Origin of the sequence: Parasphingopyxis marina, assembly GCF_014237875.1 — a bacterium.
Taxonomy (GTDB): Bacteria; Pseudomonadota; Alphaproteobacteria; order Sphingomonadales; family Sphingomonadaceae; genus Parasphingopyxis; species Parasphingopyxis marina.
The window spans coordinates 371,597-394,014 of sequence record NZ_JACJVJ010000001.1 but is presented as its reverse complement, the minus strand read 5'-3'; the positions used below and the strand labels follow the sequence as shown (position 1 = coordinate 394,014).

The 22,418-nt window shown below is 63.7% G+C and carries 25 protein-coding genes and 1 pseudogene; 10 read left to right on the top strand and 16 right to left on the bottom strand.

The genetic code is table 11. The features are described from left to right. Positions 1 to 31 precede the first annotated feature (31 nt). The 6 genes from H6P80_RS01920 to H6P80_RS01895 form a co-directional block, all read right to left on the bottom strand. The gene (locus H6P80_RS01920; protein WP_185799656.1) at positions 32 to 1,093 is read right to left on the bottom strand and encodes a phospholipase D-like domain-containing protein; all 1,062 of its coding nucleotides are present in this window, start codon (positions 1,091 to 1,093) and stop codon (positions 32 to 34) included. Positions 1,094 to 1,195: 102 nt separating this feature from the next. Then, positions 1,196 to 1,909, bottom strand: a complete 714-nt coding sequence (ung, locus tag H6P80_RS01915) for a uracil-DNA glycosylase (RefSeq protein WP_185799655.1) — start codon at positions 1,907 to 1,909, stop codon at positions 1,196 to 1,198. Between the two features lie 117 nt (positions 1,910 to 2,026). Then, a complete protein-coding gene (locus H6P80_RS01910; protein WP_185799654.1) occupies positions 2,027 to 2,455 on the bottom strand; it encodes a hypothetical protein in 429 nt (142 codons plus the stop codon). Positions 2,456 to 2,569: 114 nt separating this feature from the next. Beyond that, the gene (locus tag H6P80_RS01905; RefSeq protein ID WP_185799653.1) at positions 2,570 to 2,974 is read right to left on the bottom strand and encodes a hypothetical protein; all 405 of its coding nucleotides are present in this window, start codon (positions 2,972 to 2,974) and stop codon (positions 2,570 to 2,572) included. A 134-nt stretch (positions 2,975 to 3,108) separates the two neighbouring features. Next, positions 3,109 to 3,294 (bottom strand): PspC domain-containing protein, encoded by a 186-nt coding sequence (locus H6P80_RS01900; protein ID WP_185799652.1) that lies wholly within the window; start codon positions 3,292 to 3,294, stop codon positions 3,109 to 3,111. A 342-nt stretch (positions 3,295 to 3,636) separates the two neighbouring features. Further along, complete coding sequence (locus tag H6P80_RS01895; protein ID WP_221892856.1) at positions 3,637 to 4,173, bottom strand: thermonuclease family protein; 537 nt, start codon at positions 4,171 to 4,173, stop codon at positions 3,637 to 3,639. Positions 4,174 to 4,266: 93 nt separating this feature from the next. Between H6P80_RS01895 and H6P80_RS01890 the strand changes: the two genes are divergently transcribed. The 3 genes from H6P80_RS01890 to H6P80_RS01880 all read left to right on the top strand — a co-directional run bounded on the left by H6P80_RS01890 (position 4,267) and on the right by H6P80_RS01880 (position 8,085). After that, on the top strand, positions 4,267 to 5,070 hold the full coding sequence (locus tag H6P80_RS01890; protein ID WP_185799651.1) for a DUF72 domain-containing protein: 804 nt from the start codon (positions 4,267 to 4,269) through the stop codon (positions 5,068 to 5,070). Positions 5,071 to 5,087: 17 nt separating this feature from the next. Further along, on the top strand, positions 5,088 to 5,501 hold the full coding sequence (locus H6P80_RS01885; RefSeq protein WP_185799650.1) for a hypothetical protein: 414 nt from the start codon (positions 5,088 to 5,090) through the stop codon (positions 5,499 to 5,501). A 496-nt stretch (positions 5,502 to 5,997) separates the two neighbouring features. Beyond that, a complete protein-coding gene (locus tag H6P80_RS01880) occupies positions 5,998 to 8,085 on the top strand; it encodes a TonB-dependent receptor plug domain-containing protein (protein WP_185799649.1) in 2,088 nt (695 codons plus the stop codon). Between the two features lie 21 nt (positions 8,086 to 8,106). Here H6P80_RS01880 and H6P80_RS01875 read toward each other — a convergent pair whose 3' ends face one another. Continuing rightward, entirely contained in the window at positions 8,107 to 8,640 is a 534-nt protein-coding gene (locus tag H6P80_RS01875) for a hypothetical protein (RefSeq protein WP_185799648.1), read from the bottom strand. Between the two features lie 194 nt (positions 8,641 to 8,834). Between H6P80_RS01875 and H6P80_RS01870 the strand changes: the two genes are divergently transcribed. Continuing rightward, positions 8,835 to 9,161 carry a hypothetical protein gene (locus H6P80_RS01870; RefSeq protein ID WP_185799647.1) on the top strand — a complete coding sequence of 109 codons (327 nt, stop codon included), beginning with the start codon at positions 8,835 to 8,837 and terminating at the stop codon, positions 9,159 to 9,161. Between the two features lie 59 nt (positions 9,162 to 9,220). Here the strand turns inward: H6P80_RS01870 and H6P80_RS01865 are convergent, their stop codons facing one another. After that, entirely contained in the window at positions 9,221 to 9,463 is a 243-nt protein-coding gene (locus H6P80_RS01865; protein WP_185799646.1) for a hypothetical protein, read from the bottom strand. A gap of 122 nt (positions 9,464 to 9,585) precedes the next feature. Here H6P80_RS01865 and H6P80_RS01860 point away from each other — a divergent pair, with 122 nt between their 5' ends. Both H6P80_RS01860 and recQ read left to right on the top strand, forming a co-directional pair. After that, a complete protein-coding gene (locus H6P80_RS01860) occupies positions 9,586 to 11,445 on the top strand; it encodes an ABCB family ABC transporter ATP-binding protein/permease (RefSeq protein ID WP_185799645.1) in 1,860 nt (619 codons plus the stop codon). Positions 11,446 to 11,456: 11 nt separating this feature from the next. Then, positions 11,457 to 13,220 carry a DNA helicase RecQ gene (recQ, locus tag H6P80_RS01855; RefSeq protein WP_185799644.1) on the top strand — a complete coding sequence of 588 codons (1,764 nt, stop codon included), beginning with the start codon at positions 11,457 to 11,459 and terminating at the stop codon, positions 13,218 to 13,220. A gap of 448 nt (positions 13,221 to 13,668) precedes the next feature. Here the strand turns inward: recQ and H6P80_RS01850 are convergent, their stop codons facing one another. Then, on the bottom strand, positions 13,669 to 14,970 hold the full coding sequence (locus H6P80_RS01850; RefSeq protein WP_185799643.1) for a hypothetical protein: 1,302 nt from the start codon (positions 14,968 to 14,970) through the stop codon (positions 13,669 to 13,671). A gap of 62 nt (positions 14,971 to 15,032) precedes the next feature. Here H6P80_RS01850 and H6P80_RS01845 point away from each other — a divergent pair, with 62 nt between their 5' ends. Genes H6P80_RS01845 through H6P80_RS01835 form a run of 3 tightly spaced genes read left to right on the top strand, consistent with a single transcriptional unit; the run spans position 15,033 to position 16,838 of the window. Beyond that, positions 15,033 to 15,461, top strand: coding sequence for a TIGR01244 family sulfur transferase (locus tag H6P80_RS01845; RefSeq protein ID WP_185799642.1), 429 nt, complete (start codon positions 15,033 to 15,035; stop codon positions 15,459 to 15,461). 41 nt (positions 15,462 to 15,502) lie between these two features. Next, on the top strand, positions 15,503 to 15,916 hold the full coding sequence (locus H6P80_RS01840) for a hypothetical protein (RefSeq protein ID WP_185799641.1): 414 nt from the start codon (positions 15,503 to 15,505) through the stop codon (positions 15,914 to 15,916). Next, positions 15,909 to 16,838, top strand: a complete 930-nt coding sequence (locus tag H6P80_RS01835) for a sterol desaturase family protein (protein ID WP_185799640.1) — start codon at positions 15,909 to 15,911, stop codon at positions 16,836 to 16,838. The genes H6P80_RS01840 and H6P80_RS01835 overlap by 8 nt, the downstream gene beginning before the upstream one ends. 54 nt (positions 16,839 to 16,892) lie before the next feature. Here H6P80_RS01835 and H6P80_RS01830 read toward each other — a convergent pair whose 3' ends face one another. From H6P80_RS01830 to H6P80_RS01805, 6 genes and pseudogenes are all read right to left on the bottom strand, one after another. Continuing rightward, the gene (locus H6P80_RS01830) at positions 16,893 to 18,227 is read right to left on the bottom strand and encodes an ammonium transporter (RefSeq protein WP_407947214.1); all 1,335 of its coding nucleotides are present in this window, start codon (positions 18,225 to 18,227) and stop codon (positions 16,893 to 16,895) included. 8 nt (positions 18,228 to 18,235) lie between these two features. After that, positions 18,236 to 18,574 (bottom strand): P-II family nitrogen regulator, encoded by a 339-nt coding sequence (locus H6P80_RS01825; protein ID WP_185800937.1) that lies wholly within the window; start codon positions 18,572 to 18,574, stop codon positions 18,236 to 18,238. A gap of 151 nt (positions 18,575 to 18,725) precedes the next feature. Continuing rightward, positions 18,726 to 19,538 carry a patatin-like phospholipase family protein gene (locus H6P80_RS01820; RefSeq protein ID WP_185799638.1) on the bottom strand — a complete coding sequence of 271 codons (813 nt, stop codon included), beginning with the start codon at positions 19,536 to 19,538 and terminating at the stop codon, positions 18,726 to 18,728. Continuing rightward, positions 19,535 to 19,747 (bottom strand): putative signal transducing protein, encoded by a 213-nt coding sequence (locus tag H6P80_RS01815; RefSeq protein ID WP_185799637.1) that lies wholly within the window; start codon positions 19,745 to 19,747, stop codon positions 19,535 to 19,537. Before H6P80_RS01815 ends, H6P80_RS01820 begins: the two co-directional genes overlap by 4 nt. Positions 19,748 to 19,750: 3 nt before the next feature. After that, entirely contained in the window at positions 19,751 to 20,311 is a 561-nt protein-coding gene (locus H6P80_RS01810; protein WP_185799636.1) for a pyridoxamine 5'-phosphate oxidase family protein, read from the bottom strand. Positions 20,312 to 20,333: 22 nt separating this feature from the next. Next, positions 20,334 to 20,582: pseudogene (locus H6P80_RS01805) on the bottom strand (DUF924 family protein); the annotation flags it as partial. Between the two features lie 62 nt (positions 20,583 to 20,644). Between H6P80_RS01805 and H6P80_RS01800 the strand changes: the two are divergent. Next, positions 20,645 to 20,974 carry a hypothetical protein gene (locus H6P80_RS01800; RefSeq protein ID WP_185799634.1) on the top strand — a complete coding sequence of 110 codons (330 nt, stop codon included), beginning with the start codon at positions 20,645 to 20,647 and terminating at the stop codon, positions 20,972 to 20,974. On the opposite strand, the gene tldD is transcribed toward H6P80_RS01800, so the two are convergent. Next, positions 20,975 to 22,408, bottom strand: coding sequence for a metalloprotease TldD (gene tldD, locus H6P80_RS01795; RefSeq protein ID WP_185799633.1), 1,434 nt, complete (start codon positions 22,406 to 22,408; stop codon positions 20,975 to 20,977). Positions 22,409 to 22,418: the final 10 nt, after the last annotated feature.

Below are 22,418 nucleotides of genomic sequence, written 5' to 3'. Positions count from 1 at the left end.
GGCGGGCGCTAACGATCGCGGGAACGGCCACCTATTCGCCGAAGGCCGTGATGATCCGGTCGATCTCTTCGCGCGCGGCCACCGCGATCTTGCCCTGCTTCTTCTTCGCGGCGGTGGCGGTTTCTTCGAGATCGCCGACGATCACGATATTCTCGTCGTTCAGGAGGTTGGCCGGGCCGGTATAGTTGAAGCTGCCATAGATGGAGAGCTGGTCGTCAATCGCCATCATCTTGTGGTGCACCTTGCCGAGCGGCCCCGAATTGCCTGCAATCTTGAGATCGATGCCGGCATCCTGGAGCGTCGATTTCGCCGCCCATTTCTGGTTGGCCTGCCGCTTGTCGAGCACGCCGCGCACCTTGACCCCGCGATCGTGCGCGGCGATCAGCGCATCGTCTATCCCCGACGACTGGGCGAAAGTGAAACAGGCAAAGTCGATGCGATCCTTGGCTTTCAGGATCTGCTTCATGATTTCCATTTCGGGGCCATGATCGGGGGCGAAGAGCGGTTTTACCCGGATGCCCGACACCGTTACCTCGCGCGGCTTTTCCTTGTGGCCGATGCTCTCCTTCCCGAAACGGCCAAGGCGGATTTCGGCGAATTCCCGCTTGAAGGCGTTGGCGACCGATGCGTCATGCACGATCAGGACATGGTTCAGGTTTCGCGTCACCCCGGTGTCGGTGAAATTGGTCGATCCGGTCAGCACCGAATTGCCGAGCACCATGAATTTCTGGTGGAATATCGCCGGATTGAAATCGACCTTCACATCGGTCGTCGAACGCAGGATGGCGGCGAACAATGTCCGGTTGATCTCCCGTTCGCCGACCGCCTCCCAGACTTCCTCCAGCAGCTTGGGCCGCCTCGTGTTCAGCAGATAGCTCTGTTCGATGACAAGGTCGATCGTCGCGCCGCGGATGCGCGCTTCGATGATCGCCTCGGCGATCCGCTGATTGTCGATCTCCTGCACGGCGATCATCAACTTCTGGCGATGACCGGCCTGATTGATGAAGTCGACGATCGGATCGATCAGCGAATCCGCGCCGCCGAGTTCCTGGGGGCCGGTATAGAGTTCGATATTTCCGAGTATGGTCGGCATGCGCATTCTCCCGACGACCCGGCTCGATGAGGCTCCGGCTTCTGGAGGCCGGATTGCGATGGCGAGTATAGTTTATTTCGGGTCCGAATCCCAGCCGGTGGGTCACGCCTCTGCCGGTAACGCCCAGTCGATCGGCGCTCGGCCCTGTTCTTCCAGAAAAGCGTTCGCCTTCGAAAAATGCCGACAGCCGAAAAAGCCGTTATGGGCGGAAAGCGGCGAGGGGTGAGGCGCTTTCAGCACAAGATGGCGCCCGCCCTGCTCCACGCTTTGCACGAACGCCGCCTTTTTCTGCGCATAGCTGCCCCAGAGCATGAACACGACGGGTTGCTCCTTCTCCGCTACCAGGCGGACGATTGCATCGGTGAACTGCTCCCATCCCTTGCCGCGATGCGACGCCGCCTGATGCTGTTCGACCGTCAGCACCGAGTTCAGCAGCAGGACGCCCTGTTTCGCCCAATGTTCGAGATGGCCGTGGCGCGCACGGGCAATGCCGAGATCGCTCTCCATCTCCTTGTAGATATTGACGAGGCTGGGCGGGGGACGGACGCCCGGGCGCACGCTAAAACACAGGCCATGCGCCTGGCCAGGCCCATGATAGGGATCTTGGCCCAATATGACGACGCGAACCTCATCCAGCGGCGTCGCATCGAGCGCATGAAACCACAGCGAGCCGGCCGGGAAGATGCGTTTGCCGTTCGCCCGCTCGGCCAGAAGGAAGGCGCGAAGCTCAGCCATATAGGGCGCAGCGAACTCGCCCGCGAGCGGCCCCTTCCAGCTTTTCTCCAGCTTGATGCCGTCTTCGCCTGCCATCGCCATGCCCGCACTGTCCGCACAAATAGCCGCCAAGGCAAGACTGCCATCGACAGACGGCGATCAAACCTATTCGGCAATCGTGATTGCGTTTTCGGAATTGCTGGTCGCGGCGCTGCGGCTCTAACCTGTCGCGGCCTTTGGCCGGGTTTGCGCGAGCCGGCTCATTTCCGGGAGGAAGGCGGCGAGCACCCATTCCAGGGTTGCGGTTTGCAGCAGACACAGCTTGCGCCCGTCCTCGTTATAGCCCTCGGGATCCTGGCCGATCAGCGAAGTCGGCCATTTGGCATGGTGGTCGGCGAGCGCACGGCGCAAATCCGCATTCCGCTGGCGATATTCGCGAATGGTCTCGCGAGCCGGCTCGTGGTCGCCATAGGCTGTACAGATATCGGTATCGACCATCGCCGCGGCACGGAAGGAAAGGTCTGAATAACGTTTGCGCAGACCCAGCATTTCTCGCGCCAGATCGGGCGCATCGGACTGGGCGAGCTCGGCCGTCCTGTTGTTGATATCCAGCATTTCCGTAAACAGCGTGCGGATTTCGTCGAACATCTGTCTTTCCCCACTATTCCACGCCGTCCGGCGAGGCGATGAGCCGCCATCATTGCCGCTAAAACATTAAGGATGGGCTATCGGAACGGGCTTGGCGCCCCGCCCGCGGCGGGATCAGCCGATCAGGCGCTCGGCGTCAGCCAAAAAGGTGCCGACGACCCATTGACGGTGGGCGCTGTGCAACGCGGTAAGCTTGTTGCTCGCTTCGCGATATTCGTCGGGCTTCGTGCCGAGCATCGATGCCGGCCAGCTCGCCTGGTGATAGGCTATGGCGCTGCGCGCCTCATTCGTCAGTTCACGATATTTCCGCAGCACGTCCTGCGCCTCGGGCTTGCCGGTGAGCGGCGCGCATACCTGCTCTTCGACCATCGTCGCAACCTTAGCGCTCTGCTCGGCATAACGGCGGCGCAGGCCTACAAGATGGCGCGCCTTTTCCTCGGAGTCCGAATTGGCAGCGGCATCCAATTGCGTCGTGATATCGCCCAGCTCTCGATATATGGCGCGGATTTCATCAAACATCGGCGCAAGTCCCCCTCGACATCCATCCCCGTGCCGGAACATGGTATCCCGACTACCATGCCCTATTGACAGCCGATGGTAAAATTATCGTTAGGCCGCGAAACGAATTCGAATGGTCTCGGGGATCGTCGCGATCAGGGCTGCGCAACCCAGCCTACCAGCACATAAGCGAGAATGGCGACCGGACCGAGAAGGAACAGCGTCAGCGCCGTCAGCCCCAGCCGCACGGCGAGGACATTCCAGCCCGTCCAATTGGCGAAGCCGGCGCAGACGCCCATCAATTTGGCGTTGCTGCGATCGATGGCAAAACGCTCGGTCATCATGATTTCCTTTTTCTCCGTTGAAGGCCGGGGCGGATGCCCCGCTGCGCCTTAGGCGAGCGGGACAACCGGACCGACGGCCGCGGTGATGCACAGGGCGCTGATGGCGAGCGCGGCGAGGACGGAAAAGGCGGACTGAACGTTAATGGAATTGATCGACATTGTGTTTGCTCCTGAAACTTTCCGGAGACCATTCCCCGGTATATTTCCAATTAAGCATCAGTCGTGCCAGTTTTTCGATATCGTTATAAATCAGATGCTTATAACGAAAGCTGGAGCGCGGACAGCTTTCTATCAGCCGAATAGTCTGCGAAATGCGCCATGAATTGGCGTGTTTTTCGGCTAATCGCGGCTTTGGGCCGCACGCCACTCGGCGGGGCGTGTGAAATCGCCGCGCCACACGCCGCGCGCCGCCGCCTGGGCGGCACTCTCCGCCAGCTCATAGCCGGGCGACGCATAACGCGGCAGCGCGACCGCCCAGCCCTGGCGCAGCATGGCTTTTCCGATATCGCGATCCTCGCCATTTCGGCAGCGGACCAGGGCCCGCCGATAGCGGTCCTGCGCCCGGCTTTCGCAGGTGATCGGTCCGGACCCCACGAGTCGTCCCAGCGCGGCCTGCGCCTCGCGACCGCACGGCCAGGCCGCGCCGTCCGCCCCGGTGCAATTTTGGCGCAGTTCCGGCGCATCGATCCCGATCAACCGCGCCGCGCGCCCATCGATCGTCAGGCTGTCGCCATCGACAATGCGCACCGCTTCACCCGCGCCGCCCATCCGCTCGGGTGGATCGAAGGTTTCGCGAGTCCAGCGGGCAGCGAGTATCAGCGCGACCATGAGGCCGAGCGCAAGGAGGATATCGGCGATGGCGCGCAGTCTTCGCATGCAAATCGCCTAACCGCTCGCACGGCCCGGCGCCATTGGCGCTTTCGCGGATCGTCGGTGCATGGCAGAAGCGAGGCAAGGAAAGGGATCGATATGGACAAGGCGGCGATACGCGTCGGCATTGGCGGATGGACCTACAAGCCATGGCGCGGAACCTTCTATCCGAAAGGCCTGCGCCAGGCCGACGAGCTTTCCCACGCCGCGGGCCGGCTCGGCGCGATCGAGATCAACGGCACCTATTATCGCCTGCAAAAGCCCGAAAGCTTCGCCAAATGGCGCGACGCGACGCCCGACGGATTCCGCTTCACGCTGAAGGCTTCGCGCTATTGCACCAACCGCCGAGACCTGCGCGAAGCCGAAGAGAGCATCGGCCGCTTTCTCGGCCAGGGGATCGTCGAATTGGGCGACAAGCTCGGGCCGATCTTCTGGCAGTTCATGCCGACCAAGAAATTCGACGCGGAGGAATTCGCCGATTTCCTCGCCATGCTGCCCGGCAAGCAGGACGGTGTCCCGCTGCGCCATGCGCTGGAAGTGCGCCATGAAAGCTTCGTCTGTCCGGAATTCGTCGCGCTGGCCCGCAAGCACAACGCGGCGATCGTAACCGCACACAGCGAGGCCTATCCCCATATCCCGGACCAGACGGCCGACTTCTCCTATGCCCGGCTGCTGGGCGCGCGCGAAGATGTGGCGACCGGCTATCCCGACGCCGAACTCGGTGAGTGGGCGGCGACGGTGCGCGCCTGGCGCGACGGCAAACAACCCGAGGGACCGGACTATGCGGCGCCGCAAACGGCGGTGGGAACGAACCGCGACGTCTATCTGTTCTTCATCAACGGCGCCAAGGTTCGCGCGCCCGCCGCGGCCGAGGCGCTGATCGCGCGGCTGGACGCGGCCTAGCCAAACCGGAGAAGACCATGCGCACCCCTTTACTGCTTTCCGCCTTGATCGCCCTTGCCGGATGCGCCCCCGGGTCCGAAGATCCTGCGCCAGTGCCCGCGCAGGACGATACCGGGCCGGCGGCGCAAGCGCTGAATGCCATGCCCGAGAGTTTTCGCGGCCATTGGGACCTTTCGGAGGAAGGCTGCGCCGACGAGAACAGCGAAATGCGGCTCCTTATCGCCGCGAACACCGCGACCTTCTATGAAAGCCGCGCCGAGATCACGGGCGTCGAAGCGCAGGGCGCACAAGCGGTAATCGCGGATCACCGTTTTACCGGTGAAGGCGAAACCTGGGACGAACGGCTCGCCTATGAATTGAGCGAGAACGGCCAGCGGTTGACCGTCGAAACCGTCGACGGCAGCCTCTCGATCCGCATGCGCTGCCCGTAAGGCGCGCTTGCCGAGACCTTTTCCGTAAAGCCCGTGTTAGCCGTGTTCTTCAAGACCAAAGTTACGTTGTGCAGCGTAATCGGGCTTCGCACCGCAGCGCAGACGGTGCTTCCCGGGGGGGAATGTGATGGAGACCGCAGACTCGTTCAAGTTTGCCCAGGCCGTGGCCAGGGGGCGTACCCGGGGGGGGCGTCCCGCCAGCCGCGAAGCCGTTTTGGCGAGGCTTCTATCGAAGCGCGCCGCAGCCCACCGCGCAGGCATGGGCACGCTTGAACGCTTTCTGCGGCTCCAGATCGTCTGGTCGCTCCCGATCCAGAACCCGGACTCCGGCGCTGCAGAGGTCGATCCACAGGACCGATAGCCCCGGACCCACTTTTACGACACTTGTCGAAAAATAGAGCCGACTGGTCGGAAACGGGTCTGGCCGCTCTGGATGAATGCCCGAAAATCGGCGAAGGCCGCCGCACGACAACAAAACAAGAGTGTGTGTGGGAATATGCGGCGAACGACCTATTTGCTGGCCTCGGTACCGTTTTTCGCCGTTCCGGCGGAAGCGAGCACAACCGAAACGGCCGATACGGCGGCAACAGCGGAAACCGCGGAAACGGGCGCGGCCCAGCTGACCGGACAAACCTATACGCCGGCCGATTTCGCCCGTTTTTCACCGACCAGCGCGCTCGATATGGTGCGCCAGATCCCCGGCTTTACGATAACCGAAGCCGAAGACCGGCGCGGGCTTGGCCAGGGCGGCGCCAATGTGCTGATCAACGGCGAGCGGATTTCGGGAAAATCGAACGATGCCGTCACCGCGCTCGGCCGCATCTCGGCCGGCAACGTCACGCGGCTCGAAGTCCGCGATGCGGCAACGCTCGATATTCCAGGGCTTTCGGGACAGGTCGTCAACGTCGTCGCGGAAACCACAGGTGTCAGCGGTAATTTCACCTGGCGCCCGCAATTCCGCGCCCACAACACCGACCCCCGGCTCTTCACCGGCGAGATTTCGGTCAATGGCAGCCAGGGCCCGGTCGATTATACCGTCAGCCTTTCCAACCTCGACGATTCATACCGCAGCGGCAATGACGGGATCGAGATCGTGACCGATGCGACCGGGACGATCATCGACCGGCGGTACGAAGTCGCAACTTTCGACGGCGACCGGCCGCGCGTTGCCGGCAGCTTCCGTCTCGACGGGCCGGGAAGTTCGATCGGCAACCTCAACCTCTCCTATGAGGAATATATCTTCCGCGGCCGAGAGGATTCCGACCGCTCCTTTCCGGGCATGGTGGACCGGTTCCGCCGGTTCCGGGAACGCGAAGACGAATGGAATTACGAGATCGGCGGCGATTTCGAGTTCGCGCTGGGCCCGGGCCGGTTGAAGCTGATCGGCCTTCGCCGCTTCGAGCGCAGCCCCTATCAGCAAAGCGCCGTCTTCGAGTTCGCCGACGGCTCTCCCTCCACCGGGACGCGCTTCACGCGGGACGCGGACGAGGCGGAAACTATCCTGCGCAGCGAATATCGCTGGGCGATGGGCGGCGACTGGCAGCTATCGTTCGAAGGCGCGCGCAACTCGCTCGATATTGAGAACCGTCTCTTCCAGCTCGATCCCGGTGGCGACTTTCAGGAAGTGCCGCTCCCCGGCGGCGCGTCCGTGGTCAGCGAGGATCGCTATGAAGGCAATATCACCTATGGGCGCCCGCTCACCGAAAACCTGACTCTCCAGACATCGATCGGCCTGGAATATTCGGAGATCAGCCAGACCGGCACCGGTGGCCTGACCCGCAGCTTCTACAGGCCGAAAGGGTTTCTTTCGCTCGCTTGGGGGGCCAGCGAGACGCTCGATATCCGGGCCCGTATCGAACGCGAAGTCGGCCAGCTCGATTTCGGCGATTTCGTGTCGAGCGTGAATGTCAGCACCAACAACCAAAATGGGTCGAACCCCAATCTCGTCCCGCCGCAGAGCTGGAACGCGGAGCTCGAAGCGACAAAGACGCTCGGTCCCTGGGGATCGATCACCGCGCGCCTCTTCTACGAATCGATCAGCGATGTCGTTGACCAGGTCCCGCTGAGCCCGACCACCGAGGCCCCGGGCAATATCGACAGCGCCCGCCGCTACGGTCTGGAATGGAACAGCACGATCAATTTCGATCCGGTCGGCTTTACCGGCGCGCGGCTCGATCTCGAATTCACGCTCGAAAAGACCCGCCTCGACGATCCGCTGACCGGCGTGCCGCGTGCACTCAGCGAAAACGATCAAAGCTATATCGAAGCCGAATTCCGTCACGACGTGCCCGGCACCGAGATTGCATGGGGGCTTGAATATGAACGCTATCGCCAGGCAGCCGGGTATCGGCTTAACGAGTTCTCGCAATTCGTAACGCAGCCTGCCTTTCTCGGCGCCTATATCGAACATAAGGATGTGCTGGGCCTGCGGGTTCGCGGCAGCGTCTACAATCTGATCGACGCCCATGACGATTTCATGCGGATCGCCTATGTCGACCGGCGCGACGGACCGATCGCCTTTATCGAAGACCGGCACCGCCGGATCGGCCCGATCTTCACTTTTACGATAAGCGGCAGTTTCTAAGCGACGCCCTGTGGATGCGGGTTAGCCGCGGAACCCCGTCGCTTCGAGCCCCTGCCAGGCGAGCAGGCCGATGATGACGGCCAGAAAGGCGACGGCGGCGAAGCGGAAAATCTCCCAGCCTGTCCAGCCGGCAAAGGGCGGAGGCGGATCCTGCGATTCGGGGGCGGCGGGCACGGACGGCGCCGGCTCGGGCACCGCCGAAGCCTCGAAGCGCATTTCATAGCCGCCCTTGGGAATATGGAAGCGGACATCGCCGGCAATTCCGCATTCGGCATAATAGGCGTCGAGCAGTTTGCGCAGCCGGCCCACTTGCACGCGCGGATAGCTGTCGGCCTGGGTATCGAAATTGGGCGGGCGGCCGAGCGCATCGACGGCGATGGTATAGGCCTTGAGCCGCGCGCCTTCGCCCTGGGCCGCTTTTTCGACGAGAAAGGACAGCAGTCGGCGCATCACGGGCGAGCGTTCGAACTGCGGTGCCGCAAAGGCGCGCAGCAGTTCGGCGCGAACATCGTCGCGCATCGCTATTTGCGGCAAATCCTTCGTGAATCGCGCCATTCCCGCCCCGTCCCTGTCCCGTTCGCACCATCTTGTAGCGCGCAAGCGTTATGTAACGGTAAACCCGGCCGAGCTTTTGAAGGGTGTAACCCCCCGCAAAAGTCCGGAAATCGGCGATGTTACCCCCAGTTGGGCCCAGACCGGGGTCGCTGGCGAGACGAAACTTTTTGCGCGCCGATGCGTCTAGCGGCCACATGGTCCGCAGCATTTTCCCCCGTGCGCGACCGGCCAATCTCCCGTTCCGGCTTGCCGGGGCGGCCCTGTTTGCCGGTTTTGCAGTGCTCAGCAGCCCCGCCAGCGCCCAGGATGGCGCCGGGCGGGGCGGCGTAACCGCCGTTGCGCGCGCAAGCGCCACCATCGCCAATGCCACGGAGCTTCGCAGTGAAGAACTGTTCGCGCTTGGCGATCGCTATGCCGAGGCCGATGGCCTGTCCGTGCGGCCGATCGGCATTTCGCATCGCAACTGTTCGGAAAATGAGGCTGAAGCCCGGTGCCGGCTGGTCATCCTCGACATGCCCTGATCGGGCGAACCGCCCGCAATCCTGTTATCTTCTTGGCTCGGGGCGCGCGGATTTTGCGCTCAGCTGGCGGTGAACCAGCCGCGCCGGCTTTCGATGCGTTCCGCCACTTGCCGTGAAACCTGCTGGCATTCCGCCATGATCAGCGGATAGGGCTCGCTGCTCGCGCGGATCAGCGCCTGTTCCGACTGGGCATAACAGGCCGCCTCGCTGCGATAGACATCGCCGCCGCGCGCAACCTGCTCACACATAGTCGCGCCGTCGCCGCATCCCATGATTGCCATGACGTAAAAAACCGGACCCATTGGACTTTCCTTCCCTTCCTATCACCAATGATTAGCTGCGGCAGATGGTTCCCGCTGTGCGGCAGATCACAGAAGGCGCACGGCGCTGGCCGTTTCGCGAAAATACACTATCTAGGCCGCGCATGCCGCCCGAAAGCCTCTCGACAGACCAAGCCTCCCGCCAGCCCGGCTTCGCCGTACTGCGCCGCTTCCTGCCGCTGCTGTGGCCGAGGCACGATTCGGGGCTGAAGGCGCGGGTGATCGGCGCCTTTGCCCTCGTCCTCGTGGCGAAGGCGGTGATCCTCATCATGCCGTTCGCCTATAAGGCGGTAATCGACAATATGAGCGAGCCGGGAACGGCGGGCGACGCGGCCGATCCCGCCGTCATGCTCGCGATCGCGCTGGTCGTCGCCTATGCGGGCGCGCGGTTCGGCGGCGTCCTGTTCGATAATCTGCGCAACGTCGTTTTCGAAAAGGTCGGCCAGCGCGCGGCGCAGCGCCTCACCGAAAATGTCTTCGCGCATCTCCACGATCTTTCGCTACGCTTCCATCTCGAGCGCAAGACCGGCGGCGTCACCAAGATCATCGAGCGCGGCACCAAAAGCATCGACACGATGCTCTATTTCCTGCTCTTCAACATCGCGCCGACGGCGATCGAACTGATCGCGGTGTGCATCATCTTCTTCGTCAAGTTCGGCGGGGGGCTGGTCGCGGTCACCCTGGGCGTGGTCGCCGTCTATATCGTCTTCACCCGGCTGGTGACGCGCTGGCGCACCCAGTTGCGCCGGAACATGGTCGATCTCGACACCACCGCCTACAGCCATGCCGTCGATTCCCTGCTCAACTTCGAGACGGTGAAATATTTCAACGCCGAGGCCCGCGAAGCCCAGCGCTTCAGTCGCGCCGTTTCCAGCTGGGCGAGCGCCGCCGTGAAGAGCGAGAACAGCCTCGCCTTCCTGAATGTCGGCCAGGCGCTGCTCACCAACGGCATGATGGCCGGCGCGATGGGCTATACCGTCTGGGGCTGGAGCCAGGGCATGTTCACGACCGGCGATGTCGTGCTGGTGAATGCGCTGCTCATGCAGTTCTTCCGGCCGCTCGATTTTCTCGGCACCGTCTACCGCACCGTGCAGCAGGGGCTGATCGACATGGAGGCGATGTTCGAGCTGCTCGACACCCCGTCCGAGATTGTCGACGCGCAGGATGCGCGCGCGCTCGCCGTGCCGCGCGGCGAAATCCGCTTCGAGAATGTCCGCTTCGGCTATGACGCCGACCGGCCGATCCTCAACGGCATCGATCTTGTCGTCGCGCCGGGTTCGAAGCTCGCCATCGTCGGCCCGTCGGGCGCCGGCAAATCGACGATCGCGCGGCTGCTGTTCCGCTTCTACGATGTGACCGGCGGGCGTATTCTGGTGGACGGGCAGGATATCGCGAAAGCGCGACAGGAAACGCTGCGCGCCGCGATCGGCATCGTCCCGCAGGATACCGTGCTGTTCAACGACACGATCGGTTATAATATCGCCTATGGCCGCGAAGGCGCGAGCGAGGCCGAGATCCGCGAGGCCGCGAAGGGCGCGGCGATCCACAGCTTCATCGAGAGCCTGTCCGAAGGCTATGCCACCCGCGTCGGCGAACGCGGGCTCAAGCTTTCGGGCGGCGAGAAGCAAAGGGTCGCCGTCGCCCGCGCGCTCCTGAAAGATCCGCCGATCCTGATTCTCGACGAGGCCACGAGCGCGCTCGACAGCCGCACCGAGGCCGAGATCCAGGCGACGCTCGAGCGCGCCGAACAGGGCCGCACGACCATCGTCATCGCCCACCGCCTCTCGACCATCGTCGATGCCGACGAGATCGTCGTGCTCGACCATGGCCGCATCGCCGAGCGCGGCAGCCATGCGGCGCTGCTCGAACAGGGCGGCCTCTACGCCGAGATGTGGGCCCGCCAGCGCGAGGAGCGCGCCGCCGGCAGCCCCGCGCGCCTTGGCGAAGCGGACGAGACTGCATAGCGTGGCCGCCCGTGGCTGATCTCGATTCCATCCTGCGCGAAACCTTCGGCTTTTCCGGCTTTCGCAGCGTCCAGCGCGACGTGATCGACCGGGTGATGGCGGGCGCGCACAGCCTTGCCGTGATGCCGACCGGGGCGGGCAAGTCGCTCTGCTACCAGATCCCGGCGCTCGCCCGGCCCGGCACCGGGCTGGTCATCTCGCCGCTGATCGCGCTGATGCACGACCAGGTGCGCGCCGCCGAGGCCGCGGGGATCAAGGCGGCGACCTTGACCTCCGCCGATGCCGACTGGGCGGCGACGCAGGACCGCTTCCGCGCCGGCGATCTCGACCTCCTTTACGTCGCCCCCGAACGCGCCAGCGGCGACGGCTTCCAGGCGATGCTGGAGGCGACGCCGCTCTCCCTGATCGCCATCGACGAGGCGCATTGCGTGTCCGAATGGGGGCATGATTTCCGCCCCGACTACCGGTTGCTGCGCCCGATGCTCGATCGCTTCGCCGATGTGCCGCGCATCGCACTCACCGCCACCGCCGACAGGCACACCCGCGAGGATATCCTCGCCCATCTCGGCATTCCGGACGAGGGCCTGATCGTCGCGGGGTTCGACCGGCCCAATATCCGCTATATCGTCCAGCCGCGCGCCGGGCTGCCGAAACAGATCAAGGCGCTGACCGACGAACAGCCGGGCGCGGGCATCGTCTACACGACCAGCCGCGCCGCCGCCGAAAAGCTCTCCGCCCAGATCGCGGCGACCGGACGGAGCGCGCGCGCCTATCATGCCGGGCTTCCTGCCGAAGAACGCGCCGCCAACCAGGCCGCCTTCGTCGCCTCCGAAGACATGGTGATGTGCGCGACGATCGCCTTCGGCATGGGCATCGACAAGCCCGATGTCCGCTTCGTCGCCCATGCCGGCATCCCCAAATCGATCGAGGCCTATTACCAGGAGACCGGCCGCGCCGGGCGCGACGGCGATCCGGCCGAGGCGCATCTCTTCTGGGGCGCGGAGGATTTCTCCCGCGCACGGCGGCGCATCGAGGAAGAGGTCGAGCCCGAACGCCGCGCCGGCGAACGCACGCGGCTGAACGCGCTGGGCGGGCTCGTCGAAACCGCGACCTGCCGCCGCGCCATCCTGCTCCGCCATTTCGGCGAAAGCCCGCCCGAGCGCTGCGGCAATTGCGACAATTGCCTCGATCCGCCCAAGGCCGTCGACGCGACCGAGACGGCCCGCAAATTCCTCTCCGCCGTCTATCGCACCGGCCAGCGCTACGGCATGGGCCATGTCGGCGACGTGCTGATGGGCAACACGACCGAGCGGATCGAGAAACTCGGCCATGACCGGCTCTCCGTCTTCGGCATCGTCGATGCCGACGAAGCGCCGATGATCCGCCCCGTTTCCCGCGCGCTGCAGACCCGCGAGGCGCTGGTCCAGACGGACCATGGCGGCCTTGCCCTCGGCCCCGCCGCGCGGGCGATCCTCAAGGGCGAGGAGGAGGTTGCGCTCGTCCTGCCGCCCGCGAAACCGGCGCGCCGCCGCCGCAACGCCACCCCCAACCCGGTCGGCGATCCGCTGTTCGATGCGCTGCGCGAGAAGCGCAAGGCGATCGCCACCGAAAACGCCGTGCCGCCCTATGTCGTCTTCCACGACGCGACCCTGCGCGAGATGGCCGCGATCCGCCCCGGCTCGCTGGGCGCGCTCTCCCGGATCTCCGGCGTCGGCGAAGCCAAGCTCGCCCGCTATGGCGAGGATTTCCTCGAAGTGATCGCCGCGCACGGCTGAGCGGCGGCGCGGGTTAGTTCATAGGCATTGCTCCCTCTACCGTCATTGCGAGCGTAGCGGGCCGAAGGCGGCCGCAGGCCAACCAATCCAGTCCCGACAGTGAGCATATACGAGCCGGTTGAACTGGATTGCCGCGTCGCCTTCGGCTCCTCGCAACGACGGTTCTCTTGGCCACCGGCCCGCCCCGGTTGACACGAAACGCCCTTTTTGCCGGTGTGCGGCCTTCGGGCGAAAAGCCCCGAAAAGTGCGCGTTACGGGGTCCGGGCCGCGCCGAATAGGCGCTTCGGATGTGACCTTAGCGCGCGGCGGTCCGGGCGACTCGGGAAGCGAGGGATCGGGCGTCATCCGGCAGGATGAAACAGAGTATTTCCAAATAGGACAGGGATTTTGTCTGGCAGCGTTTTCAGCGGGCGCGAGCGCGACGGTTAAGCCCCGACTCGCTCCAGCCTATTCCTCGTGAGCAACTTCGTCGACCATGGCGTCCAATTCGCCCATTATCGCTTCCATCATTTGTTCCGCCGCCCTCGCACGGCCCTCTGCAGTCATCCGTTCAGGCCGCTGTTCGATTTCTCGTGCAGGGTCAAGTTGGACATATTGCGCGCCGGTATATTGAAACGCCGCTTCAATACTCTCGCTATGCTCGTTATCGGCCGCGACATAAATTTGCACGCCATCAAGGTCATCGGGCGCAATTTCGCCCGCCAGTTCGATAAGGATGTCGGCCAGCGCCGTCTGCGAAGGCGAAGCGAACATCATCGAATCGCCTTCGAAATGCATATCGTGCAGATTCTCGCGAGCCCAACCGATGGACTGTTCATGCCGCTCATGATCTGGGGGATAAAATACAGTGGTCGAAGCACTGCTGTAGGGCCAGTCCGGATCGACCCGATTGAATGCCTCGTTCAGATATTGATGCCAATCGGTCACGGTGCCGTCGATCGGCGCCAGAAGAGGGCGCACAAAGGCTTCCTCTCTTTCTCGTTCCGCAGCTTGCCGTTCCTCGGAAATGTGTCGAGCCGATTGCTCGACTCCCGCCCAATCAGAAGCCCGCCGCTCGACAATCGAACCATCCGACAGGTTTACAGCAAGATCGAGATATTCGCGGGTCTCTGCCTGTATGCCCGCGCCCGGCGCAACGACCTTCAGAATGAGCTGGGTTTCGTCTGCTGAAAAATGATGTTCGCCGCCCCACCAGATCGAGCTGACGGAGTGAGGCAGGGAGATCAGATGGTCTTCGCTTAGTAAGTCGGTCAATCTAAACGACCGGACAACTTCGCCCCCACTGCCGTAAATGACCACGACATCGTCGCCGTAACCTACCGAATGCCAGTTGTCGAAAGTCACGACGTAATCTGCGGAATTGGTCACCAATGCACTGACTGGTGCAACGTCGTTGATCAAAGCGACTTCCCAGATGGTTATCCATTCATGATCCGGACCACGCCGCGCGAGCTGCCCGCGCGGTTCGGAACCGTCCAATGCCCGTCCTTCGATCTGATCTTCGAAGTAATTGAGCACGTTGTCGATTGACCGAGGTGTCACAGTAAATCGCACCGTTTCGTCAGTGGATAAATAGACTCGTTCAGTTGGCGGTACCCAGCTGTCCGCATGGGCGGCGTCTGGCGAAAGCAAAAACACAATGAAAATGCCAAACACGACAAGAATGATATTTTGTCTCATTGGCTTTGAATGCCCCAATTCTATGCCGGCGACAAGCGCAAAGAACAGCTTGGCCTTCCAGCTACTCACAGCCCTCCCCGCTTGCCCCCCGCCCCCTTATCGCCATAAGAGCGCCTCGAAGGAGAGCGCCCATGTTCCGCACCATAACCGACAAGTTCCTGGCCTCGCCGCAGATCGCCATTGCCGAAATCGCCGAGGCCGCGAAGCAGGGCGTGACGCTTGTCATCAACAACCGGCCCGACGGCGAAGATCCCGGCCAGCCCGAGGGCGCGGCGATCGAGGCGGCGGCGCGCGAGGCGGGGCTCGATTATGCGGCGATCCCCGTTACCCATGCCGGCTTTTCGATGCCGCAGGTCGAAGCGATGCGCGCGGCGCTCGACGGCAATGACGGGAAGGTGCTGGCCTATTGCCGTTCGGGCACGCGATCGACCTTGCTCTGGGCCCTGGCCGAAGCGCATGGCGGGCGCGATCCGCACGCGATTGCCGAGGAAGCCGCGGCCGGCGGCTATGATGTCGGCCCGGTGCGATCGCTGATGGACGCCTTCGCCGCGGCGAAATGAGCCGGCGCGGATGAGCCGGCTCCCATGAACTGGATAGTCCCTTGAACTGGGTCGTCCTCGCCGGATCGATCGCCGCGGTGCTGATCCTCGCCGGATTCGCCTGGTTGTTGAAGCTCGGCGCGACGCCGCAAATCGAGAGCGAAGAGGCCGCCGCCCGGCTTGCGCGCGACGCCCATAGCGGCTTTCGCCCGATCGACATCGCGCTGGGCCGGGACGGCCGCGCCGCGCTGCTGCTCGGCGAAAATGGCGATATCGTGCTGCTGCGCCCGCATGGCGCGCAGATCGCCGCGCGCGTGTTTCGCGCCGCGCCGCCGATCACGCGCGCGGGCGGAGAATTGAAAATCGCGACCGGCGAACGCATGTTCGGAGACGTCGCGCTGCAACTGGACGAGGCGGAAGCCGCCCGCTGGGCCGCGCGATGGGAAAACCAAGGCGGGGAGAGCGCCGATGCCTGACCTTCCGAGCCCCACCCAGGTCGCGGTGCCGGCCTTCGTCATCCTCGTGCTCGTCGAGATGCTGATATCCTGGCGGGTCGATCCCTCACGCTACGAGCCGAAGGACACGCTGACATCGATGATGCTCGGCACCGGATCGACGGTGGCCGGGGCGCTGACCGGAGCGAGCGTGTTCGCGCTGTCGTTGTGGATCGCACAATACCAACTGTTCGATATCGGCTTCGTCTGGTGGGCCTGGCCGCTCTGCTTCCTGCTCGACGATCTCGCTTACTATGTCTTCCACCGCTCGGCGCACCGGGTGCGTTGGTTCTGGGCGAGCCATGTCATCCACCATTCGAGCCAGCATTATAATCTCTCGACCGCGCTCCGGCAGACATGGACAGGCTTTATCAGCGTCTCCTTCATCTTCCGCCTGCCGCTGTTCTTCATCTTTCCGCCCGAAATGGTGTTCTTCTGCGCGGGGCTGAACCTCGTCTACCAGTTCTGGATCCATACCGAGGCGATCGGCCGTTTCCCGCGCTGGATCGAGGCGGTGATGAACACGCCCTCGCACCACCGCGTCCACCATGCGACCAACCCGCGCTATCTCGACAAGAATTATGCCGGCACCTTCATCATCTGGGACAGGATGTTCGGCACCTTCGAGGCCGAGCGCGACGAAGACCGGCCGCGCTACGGCATCATCAAGAATCTCGGGAGCTTCAACCTGATCTGGGCGGCGATCCATGAATGGGTCGGCATCGCGAAGGACGTGTTCACCGTGCGGGGGCTCAGGAACAAGCTCGGCTATATGTTCGGCCCGCCCGGCTGGAGCCATGATGGGTCGCGCGATACCAGCGACACGATCAAGGCGCGGTGGCGCGAGGATAGCCAGGGCGAGAAGGAAGAAAGCCGCCAGCCGGACGGCGCGGCGACCCCATAAAAAATGGGCCGGTGGATTGCTCCACCGGCCCAGTTATTCGCGGGAACGAACCTCTTAGTAATTGTAAGCGCGTTCGCCATGTTCGGCGAGGTCGAGACCCTCGCGTTCGGCTTCTTCGCTGACCCGACCGCCGGTGACGATCTTGGCGATGAAGGCGGCGATTGCGGTGCCCACGGCTGCCCAGACAATGGCAACCAGCACGGCGATGATCTGCGTCGTCACCTGGGCGCCCATGGCCGTGGAACCGTCGCCGGGTCCGCCGAACATCGGCTGGTAGACGATGCCGGTGCCGATGGCGCCGATCATGCCGCCGATGCCGTGGATGCCGAAGGCGTCGAGCGAGTCGTCATAGCCGAGCTTGGGCTTGATGACCGCCACGGCGAAGTAGCAGACGATGGCCGCCACGGCGCCGAGGACGAGGGCACCGAACGGGCCGGAGTTTCCGGCGGCCGGTGTGACCGCGACGAGGCCGGCGATAACGCCCGAGCAGAAGCCCAGCGCCGAACCCTTGCGGCCCGAAAGGGCTTCCGCAAGCATCCAGAACAGGCCCGCCGAGGCGGTGGCGACGAAGGTGTTGATCATCGCGAGACCGGCGGTGCCGTCGGCTTCGAGTTCCGACCCGGCGTTGAAGCCGAACCAGCCGACCCAGAGCAGACCGGTGCCGATCATCGTCATCGTCAGCGAGTGCGGAGGCATCGGCTCTTTCGGATAGCCGGTGCGCTTGCCGAAGATCATCGCGGCCACCAGCGCCGAGACACCGGCATTGATGTGAACCACGGTGCCGCCGGCGAAGTCGAGAGCGCCCATCTCGAAGAGAAGGCCGCCGCCCGCCCACACCATGTGCGCGATCGGGAAATAGACGATGGTCAGCCAGATCGCCGTGAACAGCATGACCGCGGCGAATTTCGTGCGTTCGACGATACCGCCGAGCACGAGGGCCGCGGTGATCGCCGCGAAGGTCATCTGGAAGCTGATGAAGACATATTCGGAAATAACCTCGTCCGAGAATGTCGCCGCCGTGCTGTCCGGCGTCGTCTGGGCGAGGAACAGGTTGCCCCAGCTGAAATAGGCATTGCCTTCGGGGCCGAAGGCCGTGCTGTAGCCGTAGATAACCCAGATGATCATCGCGAGCGCGGAAACCGCGCCGACCTGCGTCATCGTCGAGAGCATGTTCTTGGTGCGGGTAAGGCCGCCGTAGAACAAAGCGAGGCCCGGGAGGATCATGAGCAGGACGAGGATCGTCGCCGTCATCATCCAGGCATTGTTACCGGGATTGGGCACCGCGGGAGCCGCTTCGGCCGCAGCCTCCGCCGCTTCCTGTGCCCATGCTGGCGCGGCAGCGAGCGCTGCCACGCCGAGAGCCGTCATTTTGGTAAGAAATCGCATCATAATCCCCCTTACAGAGCCGTGTCGTCTGTTTCGCCGGTGCGAATTCGCAGCGCACCACCGACATCGAGCGTGAAAATCTTGCCGTCGCCGATCGAGTCGGTCTTGGCGGCCGCGGCGATCGCCTCGACCACGCGCGGGGCAAGGTCGTCGGCCACCACCGTCTCGATCCGGATCTTGGGAACCATGTTGGTTTCATACTCGGCGCCGCGGTAAACCTCGGTTTGACCCTTTTGCCGACCGAACCCCTTGGCCTCGATCGCGGTCATCCCCTGGACGCCCACTTCGGACAAGGCTTCTCGCACCTCGTCCAGCTTAAATGGTTTTATGATTGCTATGATAAGTTTCATACTGCCTCCCTGTCTGACCGAAGATTGCTGCATCGCAACATATCTGTCAAATGGGAAAGGCTATAAAAAAGCCGTATTCCTTATAACAAAATTATATTTTTCCCGGGAACCGGCTGTTTTCCTTGCGCTTCGGCAATCGAAAAATTTTCAATCAAATGTTAGCCAAGGCTTCGATGTCTTCCAGCGAATCGGATACGGCCCGGCGGCCGATGCCGATCAGTTCCTCCGCGCGGGTGAAGTTGGAGACGTCGATATGGCCCACCGGCAAGGCCAGCTCGAAATCGGGGGGATCGCGATCGATGGAAAGCCGCGCGAGGTTGGAAAGCATCAGGCCGGTCGCGCTGCGCACAATGGAAAGCGTCGTCACGCGCGGGGCTTCGCCGTCGGCCAGGCCGACCGCAGCACGGCGCGCACCATAATCGCCCTGCAGGTTGATCGCGATGACCGGCAGGCCGGGGCCGAGATCGCGCGCCGGGCGCACGGGCACCGGCATCACGGCGCCGCCATCCGACAGCACCTGGCCGTCGCGCACGACCGGCTGGAAAATTCCCGGCAGCGCGATCGTCGCATGGATCGCATCGCAGACCGGGCCGCTATCGAGGACGACCGGATCGCCCGAGATGAGATCGGCCGCGACCACCGCGGTCGGGATAGAGAGGGTGTCGAAACTGAGATCGCCGAGATGCTCTTCGATGAGCTTGGCGATCGCCTTGCCGCTGAGCACCGAGCCCGGGCGCCAGTTCGGCCCGAGATAGCGCAGCACCGCGCGCACCGAGGACGCCGAATGGGCGAGCTCTTCCAGCGTATCGAGCCGGCCGGCTGCATGGGCGATCGCGACGATGCCGCCGATCGACGTGCCGGCCAGCGCGCCGACCTCGATCTCCGCTTCCTCGAGCGCCCGCAATACCCCGATATGGGCCCAGCCGAGCCCGGCGCCGCCGCCCAGGGCCAGGGCGATCTTCATTGCGCCTCGGCCTCCCGGATAATTGTGCGCGCCGCTTCGAGATCCTCCTCGTCGACCATGATCCGCACCGGGATCATGATGCCGACGCTTTCGGCAATGTTCATCCCGGTATCGAAACAGGCGGTGGGAATGCCGTCCGCCTCCAGCCGCGCGCTGATGATCGCGGCCTCGATGCCGCTGGGAAACCGGCCCAGTTCGACGAGCGCCACGGCCTAGCTTTCCGCGCCGATATAGCGATCGGTCGGCCGGGTCGGCAGGCCGTCTATACTGGTCGTGCGATCCTGCATCTTTTCCGTCCAGGTTTCGGGGTCCGACTGCGCATGATATTTGGCGAGCGTTTCCCGATCATGGACAAGCTCCATCATCGGCACGCCCCATCCGCAGCTCGTCTGGCAGCTCTCGATCTGGATATCGAAAATCTGGCGCGTGCCGGGGAGCAGGGTGAAATGCGGCGCGAGATCGGCCCAGCCCTTATCCTGCGGCAAGACAGGGACGCCGCGGCCGTAGATGCGGAAGATCAGCGCGGGATTTTCGAAGGCGCAGAACATGATGGTGATCCGGCCGTCGGCGGCGAGATGCGCATGCGTCTCGTTGCCCGACCCGCCGAGATCGAGATAGGCGACGCGGCGTGGCGCGAGCACGCGAAACGCATCATAGCCCTTGGGCGACAGGTTGATCCGCCCATCCTTCGCCGCCGTCGCGACGAAGAACATCGGCTGCTTTTCGATGAAAGCGATATGCTTGTCGGTCAGCGCGTCGAAGAATTCGGCCATGGTCGATCCTTTCAGCCCGACATTACCAATCCGCGCCTTTCTCGACAGCCTCTTTTTCCGCGGGCCGCGTTTCGCGGCCGAGCGCGGCATTGCGATGCGGGAAGCGGCCGAAGCGCTCGATCAGCGCGTGATGCTCGCGCGCGAAGGCGAGCGGCTTGCCGTCGGCCAGCGTCGCGAAGAGCGCGAGCGACCGTTCCTGGTCGGCGAGCGCCTCGCTGTGCATGAAGGGCATATAGAGAAACTGGCGGCGATCCTCGGACAAGCCGCCGTCGAAGCCTTTCCTCGCCTTTTCACCTCACCTTGTTAGAACATTTCGCCGGGGAGGCCAAAGTCATGATGATAGTCTGGTGGCAAGGTAAGGGATATCTGACCTTCGTCATTTTGCTCTCAACGGCCACTGTTTTCGGGATCATTCTCCAAGCTGTGCCGCTCATTGAAGATACCCCATATTATTGGGCCATCGCTTTGGCCTCGGCCGCAGCCATAAACTGGTATGTCGGCTGTCGCTACAACGCCAGAAAGCGTGCGTCCCCCAAATATGCGCTTCGCAAGCTGCTCGTTTATCCGGCGCGGCACCGCACGATGAGCATACCAATGGAAGGCTGGTCACCCATCCTTGCAGCGGTCGCCACAATCATATTTCTCTATGACATAGCCACATAACTAAGCTGCGGCGGTACCCCCAACCGTGAGCCCGTCGATCAGCAGGGTCGGCTGCCCGACGCCGGCGGGGATCGATTGGCCGGCCTTGCCGCAGATGCCGATGCCTTCGTCGAGCGCGAGATCGTTGCCGATCGCGGCCACCTTGGTGAGCACGCTCGGCCCGTCGCCGATCAGGGTCGCGCCCTTGATCGGGGTGCCGAGCTTGCCGTTCTTCACGCGATAGGCCTCGGTGCAGCTGAACACGAATTTGCCGCTCGTGATATCGACCTGCCCGCCGCCGAAGCTTTTGGCGAAAATGCCGTTCCTGACGCGCGACAGGATTTCTTCCGGATCGTCCTCCCCGGCACGCATGAAGGTGTTGGTCATGCGCGGCATCGGCGCATAGGCGAAGCTTTCGCGGCGGCCATTGCCGGTCGGCTCGACGCCCATCAGCCGGGCGTTCATCCGATCCTGCATATAGCCCTTGAGGATGCCGTCCTCGATCAGCACGGTCTCGCCGGTCGGCGTGCCTTCATCGTCGATGGTCAGCGAGCCGCGCCGCTCCCCGATCGATCCGTCATCGACCACGGTCACGCCAGAGGCAGCCACCTGATCGCCGATCCGGCCGGAAAAGGCGGACGTGCCCTTGCGGTTGAAATCGCCCTCGAGGCCATGGCCGACGGCTTCGTGCAGCAACACGCCGGGCCAGCCCGGGCCGAGCACCACCTGCATCTCGCCGGCCGGAGCGGCCTCGGAGGAAAGATTGACGATCGCCTGGGCCAGCGCCTCGTCGATCGCCCGGTTCCAGTTTTCCGGCTCGAACAGCCGATCGTAGACATAGCGCCCGCCCATGCCGAAAAAGCCGGTTTCGCGCCGGCCATTTTCCTCGACGACGAGGCTGACATTGAGCCGGACGAGCGGGCGGATATCGGTGGCGACATAGCCGTCCGGGCGGACGATCTCGACGACGCTCCACGATCCCGACAGCCCCGCCGTGACCTGCACGACGCGGGGATCGCGGGCGCGGGCCGCGGCATCGATTTCTTCGCACAGCGCGACCTTCTTCGCGAAGGGAACCAGGGCGAGCGGATCGGCCTCGGTATAGAGATGCCGGTTGGTCGGCCGCGGCGGCGCCTGGCGCGGCTGGTTCGCCGGATCCAGCAACTGCATGGTTTCCCCCGCGCGCCGGATCGCGGCTTCGCTGATCTCGTTGGCATGGGCGAAGGCCGTGGTTTCCCCCGATACGCCGCGCAGGCCGAATCCGGCATCGGTCGAATAATCGGCCGTTTTCAGGCGTCCGTCGTCGAAGGCGAAGGCCTCGCTGGCGCTATATTGGAGATAGAGTTCGCCATCGTCGGCGGTGCCCAGGATATCCGCCGTCAGCCGCTTGGCGGCATCGGGATCGAGAGCATCGGGACGATAAAGGAGCGAGCGGGGATCGGGTGCGAATGTCATGCCACCGGAT